Source organism: Halalkalibacter sp. APA_J-10(15) (assembly GCF_023017105.1).
In the GTDB taxonomy this organism is placed as follows: domain Bacteria; phylum Bacillota; class Bacilli; order Bacillales; family Bacillaceae_D; genus Halalkalibacter.
In genome coordinates this window covers 19,276-35,287 of the sequence record NZ_JALKEV010000020.1, presented here as the reverse complement: position 1 = coordinate 35,287, position 16,012 = coordinate 19,276, and the positions used below count along the sequence as shown (strand labels likewise).

General features: G+C 37.8%; 18 protein-coding genes and 1 other annotated feature. Of the genes, 17 read left to right on the top strand and 1 reads right to left on the bottom strand.

The window, feature by feature from the left end; translation table 11 throughout:
• Positions 1-39: 39 nt before the first annotated feature.
• On the bottom strand, positions 40-954 hold the full coding sequence (locus tag MW695_RS19515) for an aldo/keto reductase (RefSeq protein WP_247107172.1): 915 nt from the start codon (positions 952-954) through the stop codon (positions 40-42).
• 242 nt (positions 955-1,196) lie between these two features.
• Between MW695_RS19515 and MW695_RS19510 the strand changes: the two genes are divergently transcribed.
• The 17 genes from MW695_RS19510 (at position 1,197) to MW695_RS19430 (ending at position 15,943) form a co-directional block, all read left to right on the top strand.
• On the top strand, positions 1,197-1,985 hold the full coding sequence (locus MW695_RS19510; RefSeq protein WP_247107171.1) for a M23 family metallopeptidase: 789 nt from the start codon (positions 1,197-1,199) through the stop codon (positions 1,983-1,985).
• Positions 1,939-2,844, top strand: a complete 906-nt coding sequence (locus tag MW695_RS19505; protein WP_247107170.1) for a M50 family metallopeptidase — start codon at positions 1,939-1,941, stop codon at positions 2,842-2,844. The genes MW695_RS19510 and MW695_RS19505 overlap by 47 nt, the downstream gene beginning before the upstream one ends.
• Positions 2,845-2,914: 70 nt before the next feature.
• Positions 2,915-4,414, top strand: coding sequence for an Rne/Rng family ribonuclease (locus MW695_RS19500; RefSeq protein WP_247107169.1), 1,500 nt, complete (start codon positions 2,915-2,917; stop codon positions 4,412-4,414).
• A 54-nt stretch (positions 4,415-4,468) separates the two neighbouring features.
• Positions 4,469-4,546, top strand: a sequence feature (ribosomal protein L21 leader region).
• Positions 4,547-4,559: 13 nt separating this feature from the next.
• The gene (gene rplU, locus MW695_RS19495; protein WP_247107168.1) at positions 4,560-4,868 is read left to right on the top strand and encodes a 50S ribosomal protein L21; all 309 of its coding nucleotides are present in this window, start codon (positions 4,560-4,562) and stop codon (positions 4,866-4,868) included.
• Position 4,869: 1 nt separating this feature from the next.
• On the top strand, positions 4,870-5,211 hold the full coding sequence (locus tag MW695_RS19490; protein WP_247107167.1) for a ribosomal-processing cysteine protease Prp: 342 nt from the start codon (positions 4,870-4,872) through the stop codon (positions 5,209-5,211).
• A gap of 5 nt (positions 5,212-5,216) precedes the next feature.
• On the top strand, positions 5,217-5,501 hold the full coding sequence (rpmA, locus tag MW695_RS19485; protein WP_247107166.1) for a 50S ribosomal protein L27: 285 nt from the start codon (positions 5,217-5,219) through the stop codon (positions 5,499-5,501).
• 417 nt (positions 5,502-5,918) lie between these two features.
• Entirely contained in the window at positions 5,919-6,269 is a 351-nt protein-coding gene (locus MW695_RS19480) for an ArsR/SmtB family transcription factor (protein WP_247107165.1), read from the top strand.
• Positions 6,270-6,288: 19 nt separating this feature from the next.
• Positions 6,289-7,596 (top strand): arsenic transporter, encoded by a 1,308-nt coding sequence (locus MW695_RS19475; RefSeq protein ID WP_252120828.1) that lies wholly within the window; start codon positions 6,289-6,291, stop codon positions 7,594-7,596.
• Positions 7,597-7,680: 84 nt separating this feature from the next.
• On the top strand, positions 7,681-8,100 hold the full coding sequence (gene arsC, locus MW695_RS19470; RefSeq protein WP_247107164.1) for an arsenate reductase (thioredoxin): 420 nt from the start codon (positions 7,681-7,683) through the stop codon (positions 8,098-8,100).
• 373 nt (positions 8,101-8,473) lie between these two features.
• The gene (locus MW695_RS19465) at positions 8,474-9,934 is read left to right on the top strand and encodes a SulP family inorganic anion transporter (protein ID WP_247107163.1); all 1,461 of its coding nucleotides are present in this window, start codon (positions 8,474-8,476) and stop codon (positions 9,932-9,934) included.
• A 249-nt stretch (positions 9,935-10,183) separates the two neighbouring features.
• Positions 10,184-10,600 (top strand): universal stress protein, encoded by a 417-nt coding sequence (locus MW695_RS19460; protein WP_247107162.1) that lies wholly within the window; start codon positions 10,184-10,186, stop codon positions 10,598-10,600.
• Positions 10,601-10,881: 281 nt separating this feature from the next.
• Positions 10,882-11,901, top strand: a complete 1,020-nt coding sequence (locus MW695_RS19455; RefSeq protein WP_247107161.1) for a PstS family phosphate ABC transporter substrate-binding protein — start codon at positions 10,882-10,884, stop codon at positions 11,899-11,901.
• A 108-nt stretch (positions 11,902-12,009) separates the two neighbouring features.
• Positions 12,010-12,948 carry a phosphate ABC transporter permease subunit PstC gene (gene pstC, locus MW695_RS19450; RefSeq protein WP_373648658.1) on the top strand — a complete coding sequence of 313 codons (939 nt, stop codon included), beginning with the start codon at positions 12,010-12,012 and terminating at the stop codon, positions 12,946-12,948.
• Positions 12,949-12,950: 2 nt separating this feature from the next.
• On the top strand, positions 12,951-13,835 hold the full coding sequence (gene pstA / locus MW695_RS19445; RefSeq protein ID WP_247107160.1) for a phosphate ABC transporter permease PstA: 885 nt from the start codon (positions 12,951-12,953) through the stop codon (positions 13,833-13,835).
• A 48-nt stretch (positions 13,836-13,883) separates the two neighbouring features.
• A complete protein-coding gene (pstB, locus tag MW695_RS19440) occupies positions 13,884-14,687 on the top strand; it encodes a phosphate ABC transporter ATP-binding protein PstB (protein WP_247107224.1) in 804 nt (267 codons plus the stop codon).
• 14 nt (positions 14,688-14,701) lie between these two features.
• Positions 14,702-15,349: a phosphate signaling complex protein PhoU gene (gene phoU, locus MW695_RS19435; RefSeq protein WP_247107159.1), complete on the top strand. Its 648-nt coding sequence runs from the start codon at positions 14,702-14,704 to the stop codon at positions 15,347-15,349.
• 219 nt (positions 15,350-15,568) lie between these two features.
• Positions 15,569-15,943 (top strand): DUF1516 family protein, encoded by a 375-nt coding sequence (locus MW695_RS19430; RefSeq protein WP_247107158.1) that lies wholly within the window; start codon positions 15,569-15,571, stop codon positions 15,941-15,943.
• Positions 15,944-16,012: the final 69 nt, after the last annotated feature.

The following is a 16,012-nucleotide window of genomic DNA, read 5'->3' as shown; positions in this document are numbered from 1 at the left end:
TTATCAACTTATTCAGTGCCCTTACTTGAGTTATTATTGTTATCGGTGTTGCTCGTATAGGTCTTTTTTTGTGATCTGCTTTAATTCGTCTAGTATGTGAGCAGGTAAGAGATCTGCACGAATGGCTTGTACATTCTCTTTTACTTGTTCCTTACGGCTAGCACCTGCAACGACTGAAGCGATTACGTTTGACGAAAGAACGTAGTTTAAGGCTAATTCATTAATTGAATAAGTGGGATAATCGGCTAACTGTTCACGTAATAGCTTTAGCTCATTGGCTGTGTAGGACAAATAACCGTTTGCTTGTATTTTAGAAGGTAATGTCGAAAATGGTCGTGGTGTTAATATTCCTTTTGCCACGGCACCACGAACGACTACGCTGACATCATGTTGCTCTAATAATGGAAACCATTCCTCTGGACGTCGGTCAAGTAAGCTATACTGCATCATAATACTGACAATAGACGAACGTTTTACATATTCCTTGATTACATTTGGACGTATGGACGAAAGGCCATATTCCCTTATAAGACCTTCTTGTTTTAGCTCCTCAAAAGCTTCGATTGTTTCATCGATAGGATCATCAATAGTTCCTCCATGTAACTGATACAAATCAATATAGTCTGTCTTTAAACGTTGAAGACTGTCTTTGATCGCCCTTTTTATGTGTGATTTTGAAGGATCCCACATCCAGCGATCCTTCCCTTTTTCAAAGCGATTGCCTGCTTTTGTAGCAAGAATAAGATCTTTTCGATTATCTTTTATTAATTCGCCAATAATCTCTTCGTTGGCACCTTGATCATATAGATCAGCTGTGTCGAGGTAATTGACTCCTCGATCTATTGCCTCTTCGATCACTTTCTTTGCTGCAGTGATGTTGGTGCCAATGCTCATACAGCCTAAACCAATCTCACTAACGATTAAATTGGATTGGCCGAGTCTACGCTTCTCCATGAAACCCCTCCATTACTTGATAAGGGCACCAAAAAAGTTAAAAACCAAACTTTTTTAGTATCCTCTTATTTGATTGGTATTCTTTTATCTTATCAGAGTATTGAACGAGAAAGCGAACAGTTTCCTTTGCAAAATGGAGGTCACATTTATTTCAATACGGAGTTTCTTTTTGTGATTCGAGAATATCTTAAGAGGACAAGTCATATAGTTCAATATAGAATGTGCTAAAAGGACGGGGTAAAATGGCGAAGAACCTGAATAAAGTGCGTAGACAAATTGAGTCAAGAAGAAGAGTAATTGATGATACAGTACGACGACGTGGTAAAACGTTCATGACTAGCCCTAAGCATGATGATTTTGGTCAAGAAAGTGTTGACGTTGTATCGTCTGATCGACCAAATAAAACCAAACCTTCTACAAATATGGTTCATATTTTTATTTTTCGATGTTTAGTCGCAGGACTTCTCTTTCTACTAATTGGCATTGCTTTTCAATCTAAGTTTCCTCAGTCTGAGAGAGTGGAACATTTTGTTCGTCATACATTTGAAAATGAATATCAATTTGCTGCTATTGCTAGCTGGTATGAGAAACAGTTTGGCCGACCTTTAGCACTGCTTCCTATTGATGCAAATGTTGCTCAAGGAGATCCTGAAGAACAGGTGGAGTTCGTTTATGCATTACCTGCTAGTGGGACGATTCGTGAGGATTTTGAAGAGAGCGGACAAGGTATTTTAATTGAAACCGATATTCATGCTAGGATCGAGTCGGTCAAAAGTGGAGTCGTACGATCGATTGGACAAACTGATGGTAGCTCATTAGAAAAAGAAGTAGTCATTGAACATTACGATGGAACTGAAGCGATTTATGGTATGCTTGACGAAATTGAAGTTCAATTATATGACCATGTTCAATCAGGGACGGAAATTGGTTCGGCGCAATCAATCGATGGGGCGGAGAGGGGAATTTTTTACTTTGCATTGAAAAATGAGAACGAATATATTAATCCAAGTGAAGTGCTCACATTTGATTAGGGCTGTAATAGAATTATTTACAAAGGTGAAAATCAACCCTTTCTTTTGGATCGTTATTGCCTCAGCCTTCATTACTGGTTACTTTAAAGAGATGATTATGATATTCACGATTGTATTTATTCATGAGCTTGGTCATGCTGTGGCTGCCCGCTCTTTCAAATGGACGATTTATAAAATTGAATTGCTTCCTTTTGGTGGAGTGGCAGAAGTTGAGGATACGTCGAATAAACCGTTTCATGAAGAGTTGATCGTTATTTTGGCTGGGCCGATCCAGCATCTTTGGATGATGGCCCTGTCCTATTACTTTATAGCCTTCCCCTTTTGGTCAACGTATGATCATCAATTATTTATTTGGCATAATATAATGATATTGCTCTTTAACGTATTGCCTATATTACCTCTAGATGGAGGAAGGCTCTTGCAGTTATTGTTCATGTATCGTTTTCCATATGCAAAAGCGATTACAGTTATGAGAAATGTATCACTGTTCTTTTTATTTGTTCTGTGTTTCATTGCATCGGTTATCTATTTCTCACTTCATTTATGGATGATAATTACTTTTCTTCTTATTATTCATTATTTAGACTGGAAGCAGCGCTATTACACATTTATGAAATTCATATTAGGGAAACAATCGAGTCCTATATTTACGAAGTCAGCGAATGTGCACGTATCGAATTCGATAACGGTAAAAGAAGCGGTTAAGTTTTGTAAGCGAGGGTCTTCGCTTACATATAACTATTTTGATCCGGCGATTGGAAAGCATGTTCAATTACATGAAGAGATCATTAGAATAGCTTATTTAGATCGGAAACGAATTTATCATCGGATTTGTGACCTTAAACCGACCCAATTCTGACTATAGCTCCCTCTTTGTCCAACAATCGTGTACAATAAGGTAAGGAAGTAGAAAAGGGGCTTGTTTCATCGTGAAAAAGATTGTATTTAATTTAGCCACAAGGGAAAAGCGGGCAGCACTGATTGAAGATGGTCGTGTGACTGAGTTGATGATTGAGCGAACAGGCGAGGAGCGAATTGTCCATAATGTGTATCTTGGCCGAGTCGTGAAAGTGTTACCTGGTATGCAAGCAGCATTTGTTGATATTGGACGTGACAAACATGGTTTTTTGTATCGAGATGACCTTCTTTCATATCATTCAGATGCTGAAGATGAAGAAAAGAAAAAGCAGTGCTCTGTTTCTCAATTTGTACATGAAGGAGAAGAATTAGTCGTTCAAGTGACAAAAGAAGCATTTGGTTCTAAAGGGCCACGGTTAACTGGAATTATTTCCTTTCCAGGACACTATATGATTTATATGCCAAATGGAAATTACATAGGTGTTTCTAGACGTTTTTCATCAGAAACGGAGCGCGAAAGGTGGCGTACGTTTGGGGAAGAACTAACCATAGATCAAGAAGGCTTAATTATTCGCACATCGTGTGAGGGACGTTCAGCTACTGAAGTTACGCAAGAATTACATTATCAACGACGGAAATGGGCACAATTACAGAAAAGAATCGAAGAAAAACCGTCTAATCGCCTCCTTTATCAGGATGTTACATTAACGGAACGTATCGTTCGTGATCATATGTTTGAAGGTCTTCAAGAGATCGTTCTAGATGATTTTGATGAATACCAGCGAATGAAGGAATGGTTGTCCTCCTACTCAAATGGTGAGAGCCAAATAACACTCTATAAAAAGAAAGAAGCGATTTTCACAGCCTATCACATTGAAAAAGAACTTCAAAAAGCTTTAAAAAGGCAAGTGTGGATGAAAAGTGGAGCATACATTACGATTGATCAAACGGAGGCTTTAACAGTAATTGATGTAAATACAGGGAAATTCACAGGGAAGAATGACTTTAATGAAACGATATGGCAAACGAATAAAGAGGCGGCAAGGGAAATTGTTAGACAATTGCGCTTACGAGATATTGCCGGTATGGTAATCATTGATTTTATCGATATGCGTCGTGAAGAAGATCGAGATTTGATCGTGCGATTGTTACGAAATGAATTAAAGAAGGATCGCACGAAAACAAATGTCGTCGGTATTACCGGCTTAGGACTAGTGGAGATGACTCGAAAAAAAGTGAGACAAAACTTACAGGATACGTTGTCTAAGCCATGCCCAACATGCCAAGGTAAAGGTGTAGTTCTCTCTAATGAAGCTCAGGCTTTTGAGTTAGAACGACAGCTCTGGGAGTACAAAGGAACAGAGCATGAAGCAATTGTTGTTGAACTTCCTGCATCAATCTTATCTGTTTTCTCTGGTTCGAACGGTAAACATGTAAAGCACTTAGAGAGTGCGTTAGGTGTAAGGATTCTTCTGTATCCGAATAAACGGCTAGTAACGGGAGCGCTTATCCGCTTTCTAGGGACGTTAGAAGAGGCAGGTAAGCGATTGGAACACTTAAAGACCAATTGACATAAGTCTATTCATTATGATACAATTTCGCTTGTTAGTTATTTGGTCGCACCCAAACAACTACAACCGCACAGAATAGGTTTTTTAAAGGAATTATTCTTCCTACCTAGGATGGCGAGTCTGAGTCTATGAGGAGGTGCAGAGAATGTACGCAATTATTGAAACTGGTGGTAAACAAGTTAAAGTTGAAGAAGGACAAGAAATCTACATTGAGAAGGTAGATGCAGAAGCTGGTGAAACAGTGAGCTTCGATAACATCTTATTCGTAGGTGGAGACAATGTCAAAGTTGGCGCTCCATACGTAGAAGGTGCTTCTGTAACAGCTAAGGTTGAAAAGCACGGTCGCCAAAAGAAAATTATTGTTTGGAAAATGAAGGCGAAGAAAAACTATCGTCGTAAGCAAGGTCATCGTCAACCATACACGAAAGTCGTAATCGAAAAGATTAACGCGTAAGATGATTATCGTTGACGTTAGTCGTAATCATGATCTGATGATTGAATGTTTTACGATGAGTGGTCATGCCGAATCTGGTCCATATGGTCAAGATCTCGTTTGTGCAGGAGCTTCAGCAGTCTCAATTGGTACACTTAATGCAATTGCTACTTTGTGTGACATTGAGTTAGATGTAGAATCAAAGGAAGAAGGTGGATTTCTCCGCTGTTGTGTACCATCTGATGTAGATGAAGCAGCATTTGAGAAGATTCAGCTTCTTTTAGAGGGGATGCTTGTCTCTTTACAATCGATTGCTGAGGAATACCGCGCATTTATTAAAATAAATGATAAACTTGGGAGGTGAATTCCATGTTGAAAATGAATCTTCAATTTTTTGCATCGAAAAAAGGAGTAGGTAGTACAAAGAACGGACGTGACTCTGAATCTAAGCGACTTGGAGCTAAGCGAGCAGACGGCCAAGCAGTGTCAGGTGGTTCGATTCTAGTTCGTCAACGCGGTACGCGTATCTATCCTGGTGTGAACGTAGGAAAAGGTGGAGACGATACTTTATTTGCAAAGGTAGACGGCGTTGTAAAATTCGAGCGTGTCGGTCGTGACCGTAAGCAAGTAAGTGTATATCCAGCTGCTCAATAAAGAAGAATAGGCTAACAAAGGGGAAACCTTTTGTTAGCTTTTTTTCGTGTGGAGTGAAAAGTGTTGCTGAAGAGTAAGGTCAATTCGTATGAAAGCACGCTAAGCTTAAATTTATTCGAAGCTTCCATAAAGCTTTGAAAGCGATCCTTTTGTTTAGTATATATAATTTCGTCAATACTAACACATGTATAATGAAGTTTAGGATTGGTATGAAGGGGCGTTTATGTTGAAGCAAAAGGAAAAAGATCGCATTCAGGATTTACGGAATCAACTATGCTATGCAAATGATAGAGAACAGAGAAGATTATTAACGGAATTGATTCTAGAAATGGAAAGAAGAAGGATAAACGAAAATAATAAATAAAATAATTGCATATATAAGCATATAATTATATAATCAAAAAAGGAGGAGAGGCTATGGAAAATGTTTATACTGAAGTTGAAATTGAGACGGCTGCTAAATGGCTAAAGCTACTAGGTGATAAAACACGCTTATCGATGATGGCTATGCTTCACGAGGATGAGTGCTGTGTATGTGAATTCGTTGAGCTGTTTAATATGAGTCAGCCCTCTGTCAGTCAGCATTTACGGAAATTACGAGATGTTGGATTAGTGGAGGAAAAGCGTAAAGGACAATGGATTTTCTATCGAATCAACTTTTCCCACGAAGGTTATCCACTTATTCAATCATTATTGGTGCATTTGCCTAATCAAAAAGAAAGACTACTAGACTTAGAGAAACGCGGCTTACGTGTTTGCTGTGAGTAGAGGATAGGAGTGGGGAAACATGGATATCGTTTTAGCATCAGTGATCTTTCTATTTACACTTGTACTCGTTATTTGGCAACCGAAAAACTTGTCCATCGGTTGGTCGGCAACGATTGGGGCGATTTTAGCGTTAATCGCTGGAATCGTTAGCTTTGCTGATGTATTAGCTGTTACGGATATTGTATGGAATGCAACATTGACTTTTGTCGCTATCATTATTATTTCATTAATTTTAGATGAAATTGGTTTCTTTGAATGGTCTGCCCTACATATGGCTCGCTTTGCAAAAGGAAACGGCTTGAAAATGTTTATCTACGTTTCTATTTTAGGGGCGGTTGTTGCTGCTTTATTTGCTAATGATGGTGCAGCTCTTATTTTAACGCCGATTGTACTCGCGATGGTAAGAGCATTACGCTTTAAAGATGTGATGGTATTACCATTTATTATGGCAAGTGGGTTTATCGCTGATACGACGTCATTGCCATTGCTTGTTAGTAACTTGGTGAATATCGTTTCAGCTGACTTCTTTGAAATTGGCTTTGTTGAATATGCATCACGGATGGTTGTGCCGAATTTCTTTGCATTAGGGGCAAGTATTCTTGTTCTATATTTATACTTTCGCAAAGATATACCAAAGCAATATGACATGTCACAATTGAAAAAGCCTGTCGAAGCGATTAAAGATAAACGGCTATTCAATCTTTCTTGGGTCATTCTAACTGTTCTATTAGTAGGTTACTTTACGAGTGAGTTTCTTGAAATTCCTGTTTCATTTATTGCGATGCCAGTTGCTCTTATCTTTTATTTCATTTTTCGAAATGGAAGTGCAAAGAATGAAGAGCTTAGTTCAGCAGGAATTATTAAGGGAGCTCCGTGGGAAATTGTCGTATTCTCTATTGGGATGTACGTCGTTGTATACGGGCTAAGAAATGTGGGGCTTACAGATGCTCTTGCTTCATTAATTGAAGTAACAGCAGATCAAGGTTTATTTGTTGGTACGATTTCAATGGGCTTTATTGCCGCAATCTTATCTTCAGTGATGAACAATATGCCAACTGTTATGATTAATGCACTAGCCATTGCTGATACGAATACGGTCGGAGCAATGCGAGAAGCTTTAATTTACGCCAATATTATTGGCTCGGACCTTGGACCGAAAATAACACCGATCGGTTCATTAGCGACTCTTTTATGGCTTCACGTTCTTAAGCAAAAAGGGATGAAAATAACATGGGGTTATTACTTTAAGGTTGGAATTATTTTGACGATTCCTACTTTATTCATAACATTAGTAGGCCTTTATTTATGGTTAAATATACTATTATAGAGTTGTTCAAAAAGAGTGTTTTATCCTTCTTTGAACAACCTCGAAGCAATAGGTTCTTATAAAAAAACTAGGAGTGGATCGAGTATGTCTAAGAAAATTATTTACTTTTTATGTACAGGAAATTCATGCAGAAGCCAAATGGCTGAAGGCTGGGGAAAGCATTATTTAAGTGATCAATACGAGGTTTATTCTGCAGGAATTGAAGCACATGGTGTGAATCCAAATGCAGTGAAGGCAATGAAAGAAGCTGATATCGATATTTCGCAGCAAACGTCTGATACGATTGATCGCGAATTATTAGATGAAGCTGATCTTGTTGTGACACTATGTGGCCATGCAAACGATGTTTGTCCAGCAACACCACCGAATAAAGAGCGTGTACATTGGGGGTTTGATGATCCTGCGAAGGCAGAAGGAACAGATGAAGAAAAATGGGCTTTCTTCCAACGTGTACGTGATGAAATTGGTGATCGAATCAAACGCTTTGCAGAGGAAGGGAAATAAACATCTGTTAGTAATAGTAATATTATGAAATGCCATAGGGGAGCTAGCCTATGGCATTTTTACTTGCATAAATTTAATTTATAAATATTTAGAAGTCCAATCAAGGGAATAGGAAAGACATGTAAAGAAAAAAATTGCACATTTTTTATGATAAAAAAGGAAGGGTGTAATGTAGAAAATGTGACAACTTTATGATTTTGTATGAAAATCTATGAATCGTTGAGTATTTAAGAGTATTTAATCTATGATATACGCTTACATCGTAGTTTGATATTTTTATAAAGGATGTTATGATACAGCTTGTGAACAACGGACCCGACTTTTGTGAGAGTCAAAAGTCACTATACAACAATAGAATAGGAGAGATGTAGAATTGAATTTACAAACAATTAAACAGGAATGGTTTAGCAATGTTAGGGGAGATGTACTCGCTGGTCTTGTCGTGGCGCTTGCATTGATTCCAGAAGCGATTGCCTTTTCCATTATTGCAGGTGTCGATCCAATGGTAGGGTTGTATGCTTCTTTTTGTATTGCCGTCGTCATTGCTTTTGTCGGTGGACGACCTGGGATGATTTCAGCTGCAACGGGTGCAATGGCACTTTTAATGGTTACATTAGTTGCAGATCATGGCTTACAGTATTTATTGGCTGCTACAATTTTAACGGGGATTTTACAAATTTTATTCGGTGTATTTAAGCTAGCACGCATTATGAAATTTGTTCCACGCTCCGTTATGGTTGGATTTGTTAATGCACTTGCGATTTTAATCTTCATGGCACAGCTAGAGCAATTTGAAGGCGCAACATGGTTGATGTATGTGTTAGTTGCGGCAACGTTATTTATTATTTATGGACTCCCACGTATTACGAAAGCTTTCCCTTCAGCGCTAGCTGCGATTGTTGTTATTACGGCCATTGCAATATTTGGTGGGTTTAATGTGTCAACAGTCGGAGATATGGGGAACTTAACGCAAGCATTACCTATGTTCTTAATTCCAAGTATTCCTTTAACCCTTGAAACAATAATGATTATTTTGCCATATTCATTAGCGTTAGCAATTGTTGGTCTTCTTGAGTCTTTATTAACGGCTAACATTGTCGATGATATGACAGATACAGAAAGCGATAAGAACAAAGAGAGCCGTGGCCAAGGGATTGCTAACATTGTATCAGGTTTCTTCGGTGGGATGGCAGGCTGTGCGATGATTGGTCAATCGGTTATTAATGTGAAGTCTGGTGGTCGTGGACGTCTGTCGGCATTAGTTGCTGGTGTATTTTTAATGTTTTTAATTTTAGTGTTAGGAAACCTTGTTATACAAATACCTATGGCTGCTTTAGTCGGTGTTATGTTCATGGTTGCATTTAGTACATTTGATTGGAGCTCTGTTCGTAATATTCATAAGCTCCCGCGTACGGACGCACTTGTCATGATCGTAACAGTCGTAACGGTTGTTGTTACGCATAATTTAGCGATCGGTGTATTTGCGGGTGTGCTATTAAGTATGATTTTCTTTGCGGCTAAGATTTCAAAGGTAGACGTTGAGAAAGTGAATGTCAATGAAGTAGACAAGCAGGTTTACCGCGTTTCTGGTCAAGTATTCTTCGCATCTGTGACCGATTTTGTTAATCAATTTGACTTCAAGCCTCCAGTGAAACAGGTAGTAATAGATTTAACGAATGCTCATCTTTGGGATGACTCTGCAATAGGAGCACTTGATAAAATTGAAGGTAAGTTTGAACAGAATGGTATTAAGGTCACCTATGTTGGTTTAAACAACGAAAGTGAACAATTAAAAGATAAAATTGGTGGGTTGTCGAAGGCGTCAGGTCACTAAGGTTAATAAGGCAAGCTATAGTGAGCAAATCGTTCAATGTAGCTTGTCTTTTTGATTAAGAAACGTTTTTAAGTTATAGAATGAACATAAATGAAGACTTCTGATCGGATGTTTGGAACATACGCGAGAAGGGAATAAGTGAAATTGAAGGTTGTATTCTATATGAATGGAAATGCCCTAAAAAATAATAAACTTTACCATTCACTCTCTGAGTGAAACCGTTTACAATAGAAAGAGGGAGGGGTTGCAATGTTTAAACGTGTTTTGTTAGCTGCAGATGGTTCTGATCATTCTGTTCGTTCAGCAGAGAAGGCTATCGAGCTCGTAGAGTTAAATAGTGGAAGGATAGATGTCGTCTATGCGGTTGATGGTGCAACCTCAAAGGCGGATATCTTAGCCCATTCAAGTAAGTATGAAGTCGCTCGTAAGCGTAAGGAGATGCTAGCCCCGATTATTCAATTAATCGAAGAAAAACAGATTGACCATGAAGTTCATATTATTCATGGAGAACCAGGACCAGCGATTGTGAAGTTTGCCAATGATGGCGACTATGATTATGTCGTGGTAGGTAGCCGTGGATTAAACAAGTTTCAAACCTTTGTATTAGGAAGTGTGAGTCATAAGATTGCTAAGCGGGTTGATAAACCAGTATTAATAGTGAAATAAATTATATGAATTTAGAGCACTTGGACGAATGTCTAAGTGCTTTTTTAGTAGTTCCTTTGCTACGGTGAAAGTTGTCAATGTACCTCATTAATAAGAATAGTTTTCTTAAATTTAGACATTATTTGATAGGTCAAATGCCCAATATAGATAGATTTCAACATTCATTTACAAAACCTTTACATTGTAACCATACTCTCTTAATAATGCGAGACTATACTAGCAAATGTGAGAGGGAAACCTATTACACACATTCTCGTTAAAGAAAAAGGGAGGACAATGAAATGAAGAAACTATTAATGCTATTAATGATGGCCGTTCTAATGCTTGTTGCAGTAGCATGTGGATCTGCGGATGAAACAGATGCTCCTGAGGAAAACACAGGTGGTACAGAAACAGAAGAAACAACTGATGATACAGAAGATAGTGATTCATCAGAAGGTACATCTGAAGAATTAAGTGGAAGTGTTGTTGTAGACGGTTCTGGAACGGTTTATCCGTTAATGTCAGTTATTGCTGAAGATTACATGTTAAATGGTCAGCAAGGTGTATCGGTTGAAGTGAGCCGTGCAGGAACAAGTGCTGGGTTTCAACGTTTCTTAGCAGAGGGTGGAACTGATTTTAACGATGCATCACGTGCAATTAAAGAGGAAGAATTAGAGCTTGCTGACGAACTAGGAATCGAAGTTCAAGAGTTTAAAGTTGCATTAGATGGATTAACATTTGTTATTCACCCTGACAATGATTGGGCGACTGAATTAACAGATGAACAGCTTATTAGTATTTTTAAGCATGATGGTGGCGTAACAAAATGGTCTGATCTTGACCCGAGTTTTCCAGATGATGAAATTAAGCCAATGGGACCGAATGAAAACCACGGAACATACGAGTTCTTTTATGAAGTCATTTTGGAAAAAGAAGATTTAGTTGACTCTGTTAATCTTCAACAGGAATATTCTACATTAGTTAATCTAGTATCAGAAGATGTAAACGGAATTGCATTCTTTGGCTTTGGTTATTATGTGAACAACCAAGACCAGCTTCAAGCAGTACATGTTGATTTTGGTAGCGGCCCCGTTGCCCCAAGCTTAGATACAATTGATGAATCTGGTGATTATGCTCCATTTACACGTCCAGTATTCACTTATTTGAATGTTGATATGGCAAAAGAAAAGCCGCAAGTTCTCGATTTTGCCTATTACGTAGTCAATAATGTAAACAAGTTCGCTGGTGAAACAGGCTTTGCACCACTTCCAGAAGAAGAAATTCAATCTTATATTGAAGTCCTTGATGGGTTAAATTAAGCCAAAAATAGTGGTAGAAGATGAGGCATGATTGCGCTCATCTTCTCTGCTTTCATAATCGTTAGTCGTTTGAAGGAACTGGGTGAAGGGGGGAATTTTGAAGTGGAAATGAAAATGGGGAAAACGGTGAATGTGCAACAATTAATTGCTGAAAAAAAGAGTTCAAGAAACTTTTTAAGTGTCTTTGAAAAACTGATTCCAAAATTGTTATTACTCATTGCAACGGTTTCAATCTTAACGACAATTGGCATTTTATTTACATTATTAACTGAAACGTTTGAATTCTTCCGTAGAGTTCCTTTGTTAGATTTCTTTACAGGGACTGTATTAAGACCTTTAAGTCAGGAACCTCAATTTGGTGTACTACCACTCATAATGGGAACGTTATTGTCTTCCATCATTGCCATGTTTGTGGCTATTCCAATTGGGTTAATGACAGCTGTCTATTTAAGCGAATATGCATCAGAAAGAATAAGAAAAACGTTAAAGCCTTTGCTTGAAGTATTAGCAGGTATTCCTACGATTGTTTATGGATTCTTTGCTTTTACATTTGTAACACCGATTTTACGTTCGTTTATACCTGGTTTAGAGCTGACGAATATATTGAGTCCAGGTATTGTCATGGGCATTATGATTATTCCAATGGTGGCGTCCTTATCTGAAGATGCAATGAGTTCTGTACCGAATTCAATGCGGGAAGGGGCACTTGCATTAGGATCGACTAAACTAGAAGTAACGAGTCGAGTCATTATCCCAGCGGCAACATCTGGTATTATTGCATCCTTTGTTTTGGGTATTTCTCGTGCGATTGGAGAAACGATGATTGTGACAATTGCAAGTGGAAGCTCAAAAAACTTTACTTTCGATATTACTCAATCTATGCAGACGATGACTGCATACATTGTTGAAGTCTCTAGTGGGGATGCTCCTGCTGGTTCGACGATATATTATAGCCTATATGCGGTGGCGATGACATTGTTTGTTTTTACACTTGTCATGAACTTGCTAGCGCAATATATTTCTCGTAAGTATAGGGAGGAATATTAATTATGAAATACGTAGATCATGTGCAAGTGGCAAAGAGAATGAATACGAGGCTACTTTTTAATAAAGTTTGCAAAATGATTTTTTTTCTCTCGACCTTATTTGGGCTAGCAGTATTAGCAGTTCTAATTGCGAGAGTCGTTTCTGAGAGTGTGGGATGGATTGATTTGAATTTTTTGACAGGAAGATTATCCACTAACGCTGATATAGCTGGTATTATGGGAGCTATTTTAGGAACACTTTGGCTCATGCTCATAGTGGGGCCAGTGACAATGTTTTTGGGAGTCGGGACAGCGATTTATTTAGAGTGCTATGCGAAAAGAGGGAAATTTCATTCGTTTATTCAAACGAACATATCCAATTTGGCTGGTGTTCCTTCCATTGTATTTGGGATATTAGGTTTGACTATTTTTGTACGATTATTGGGTCTTGGGAATGTTATTTTAGCCGGTGGTTTAACGATGTCATTGCTTGTTTTACCAATTATTGTTGTTGCTAGTCAAGAGGCAATAAGAGCGGTTCCAGGATTTTTAAGTGAAGCCTCTTACGGAATGGGTGCAACAAAATGGCAAACGATCAAAAATATTATTTTGCCAGCTGCATTACCAGGAATATTAACAGGTGCTATTTTATCGTTATCCCGTGCGATAGGAGAAACGGCCCCGCTTGTCGTTATTGGAATTCCGGCTTTACTTATTCCTTTTCCTGGTGGTATTATGGATCGTTTTACTGTATTGCCGATGCAAATTTATTATTGGACGATTGATGCAGCTCTTGTTGCAGAGTATGCGAATTTAGCTGCTGCGACGATTGTCGTATTACTATTAGTTCTCTTTGTTATGAACTCAGCTGCTATTGTTATTCGTAATAAGTATCAAAAAAGGTATTAATCTTAAGGGGGAGTTATGATGGTACTTGCGTCAACGAAAGAAAACAAAATGATAAATCATACAGACAGTAGGCAATCTACACAAGTGAAGGTAAATAAGAGTGTAGTATATGATACGAAATCATTAAACTTATGGTATGGCAAGGATCACGCCCTAAAAAATATTAACCTAGCCATTCATGAGAAGGAAGTAACGGCCATTATTGGTCCTTCTGGATGTGGTAAATCCACATATATTAAGACACTAAATCGCATGGTTGAGCTCATTCCAATTGTAAAAATTTCAGGTGATATTATGTATCGCGGAAAAAGTATCCTCAATCGTTCTTATAAAGTAGAAGATTTAAGAACGCGTGTTGGAATGGTGTTTCAAAAGCCTAATCCTTTTCCGAAATCGATCTATGACAACATTGCCTATGGACCACGTATTCATGGGATTCGTAATAAAAAGGTTTTAGATGAAATTGTTGAGAAAAGCTTGCAAGGGGCTTATATTTGGGATGAAGTAAAAGATCGGTTAAATGAAAATGCTTATGGATTATCTGGTGGACAACAGCAACGTCTGTGTATTGCTAGATGTTTAGCGATTGAACCGGATGTTATTTTAATGGATGAACCTACTTCTGCCCTCGATCCCAAATCAACATTAAAAGTTGAAGAGCTAATTCAAAAGTTAAAAGAATCATATTCCATTATTATTGTTACTCATAATATGCAGCAGGCAGCACGTATTTCAGATAAAACAGCGTTCTTTTTGAATGGGGAAGTTGTTGAATTCGATCAAACAGATCTTATTTTTTCAAATCCTAATGATTCTCGCACGGAAGATTATATCACAGGGCGCTTTGGTTAAGGTGAGGTTTGTTTATGTCTATACGATCACAGTTTGATAGTCAGCTTGATGTTGTGAAAATGAATTTACTTAAAATGGGAAGAGATGTTGATACGATTTTGAATAATGCTTTAAAAGCATTTGATTCTTCCGACCAAGCTTTGATGGATAAGATCATTAACGAAGATTATAAAATCAATCAACTAGAGTTGAGTATGCATGATGAGATTATTTTGCTTATATCTAAACAGCAGCCAGTTGCCAGTGATTTACGAAAATTAATTGTCGCATTAAAAATATCGAGTGATTTAGAGAGGGTGGCTGATCTAGCTGTTGATTTGGCTAAACAGTCAAAAAGAATGACTCATGTTACTCCTTTTCAGAATCAAATCCTTGAAATAGGGATGAAAGCTCAGGAAATGCTACTGATTGCTCTAGAATCATATGAAAAAACGAATATATTAGTCGCACAGAAGATTGCTACTATGGATGATAGAGTCGATCAAATGTATGGGCAGTTTATTCGTGAATTGTTTTCAAGACAAGATGGTACGATTGAAATTAATCAAATTACCCAACTCGCTTTTATTGGTCGATTTATTGAACGGATTGCGGACTATGCAACAAATATTGCAGAATGGGTTATCTATGAAGTTAATGGGAAGCATTTCGATTTGAATTGATGATTATGAAATGGTATTCACATGTCTAAGTGGGATAACCGTATTGAGTTTATAACTTATACGGTTTTTTCTTGATAAAAGTGGTACAATTTCGCAACAATTGAATGACGTTTCATTGAACTTAGTCAATACCGTACAAAAATATACGGTTTAGACTTGGAGAATCCTCCTCATGTCGCTTATACTTAAAGGAAGAAAATAAGGAAAGGGGGAGTAGAGATGTCACAAACTTTGATTAATATCTTCTATGAGTCACATCGAGGCTCATGGGCTATCTTGATAATTTTGTTCATTGCTGCTTTTTTCTTATATAAAGCACAGAAGAACAAAGGTGCAACGATCGTACATATGATTACCCGGTTGTTCTATTTGATTATGCTCGTGTCAGGTATTGGTACATTAATAGGGTATCAATTTCCAGTTGTACTTATAGTGAAAGGTATTCTTGCACTTGTACTCATTTATGTGATGGAAATGATCCTAGTCCGTACGAAGAAGAGCACGCTAGGAGATAAGGCTGGAGTCTATTGGATTGCACTTGTTGTAATAAGTCTTATCGTCATTTTGATGGGGTATGGCGTGATTCGTTTTTAATCAGTTTTTAATACTAGAGATGCTTCATTAGGTATTTAACCTTTTGAAGCATTTTTTTGTACAAAATGG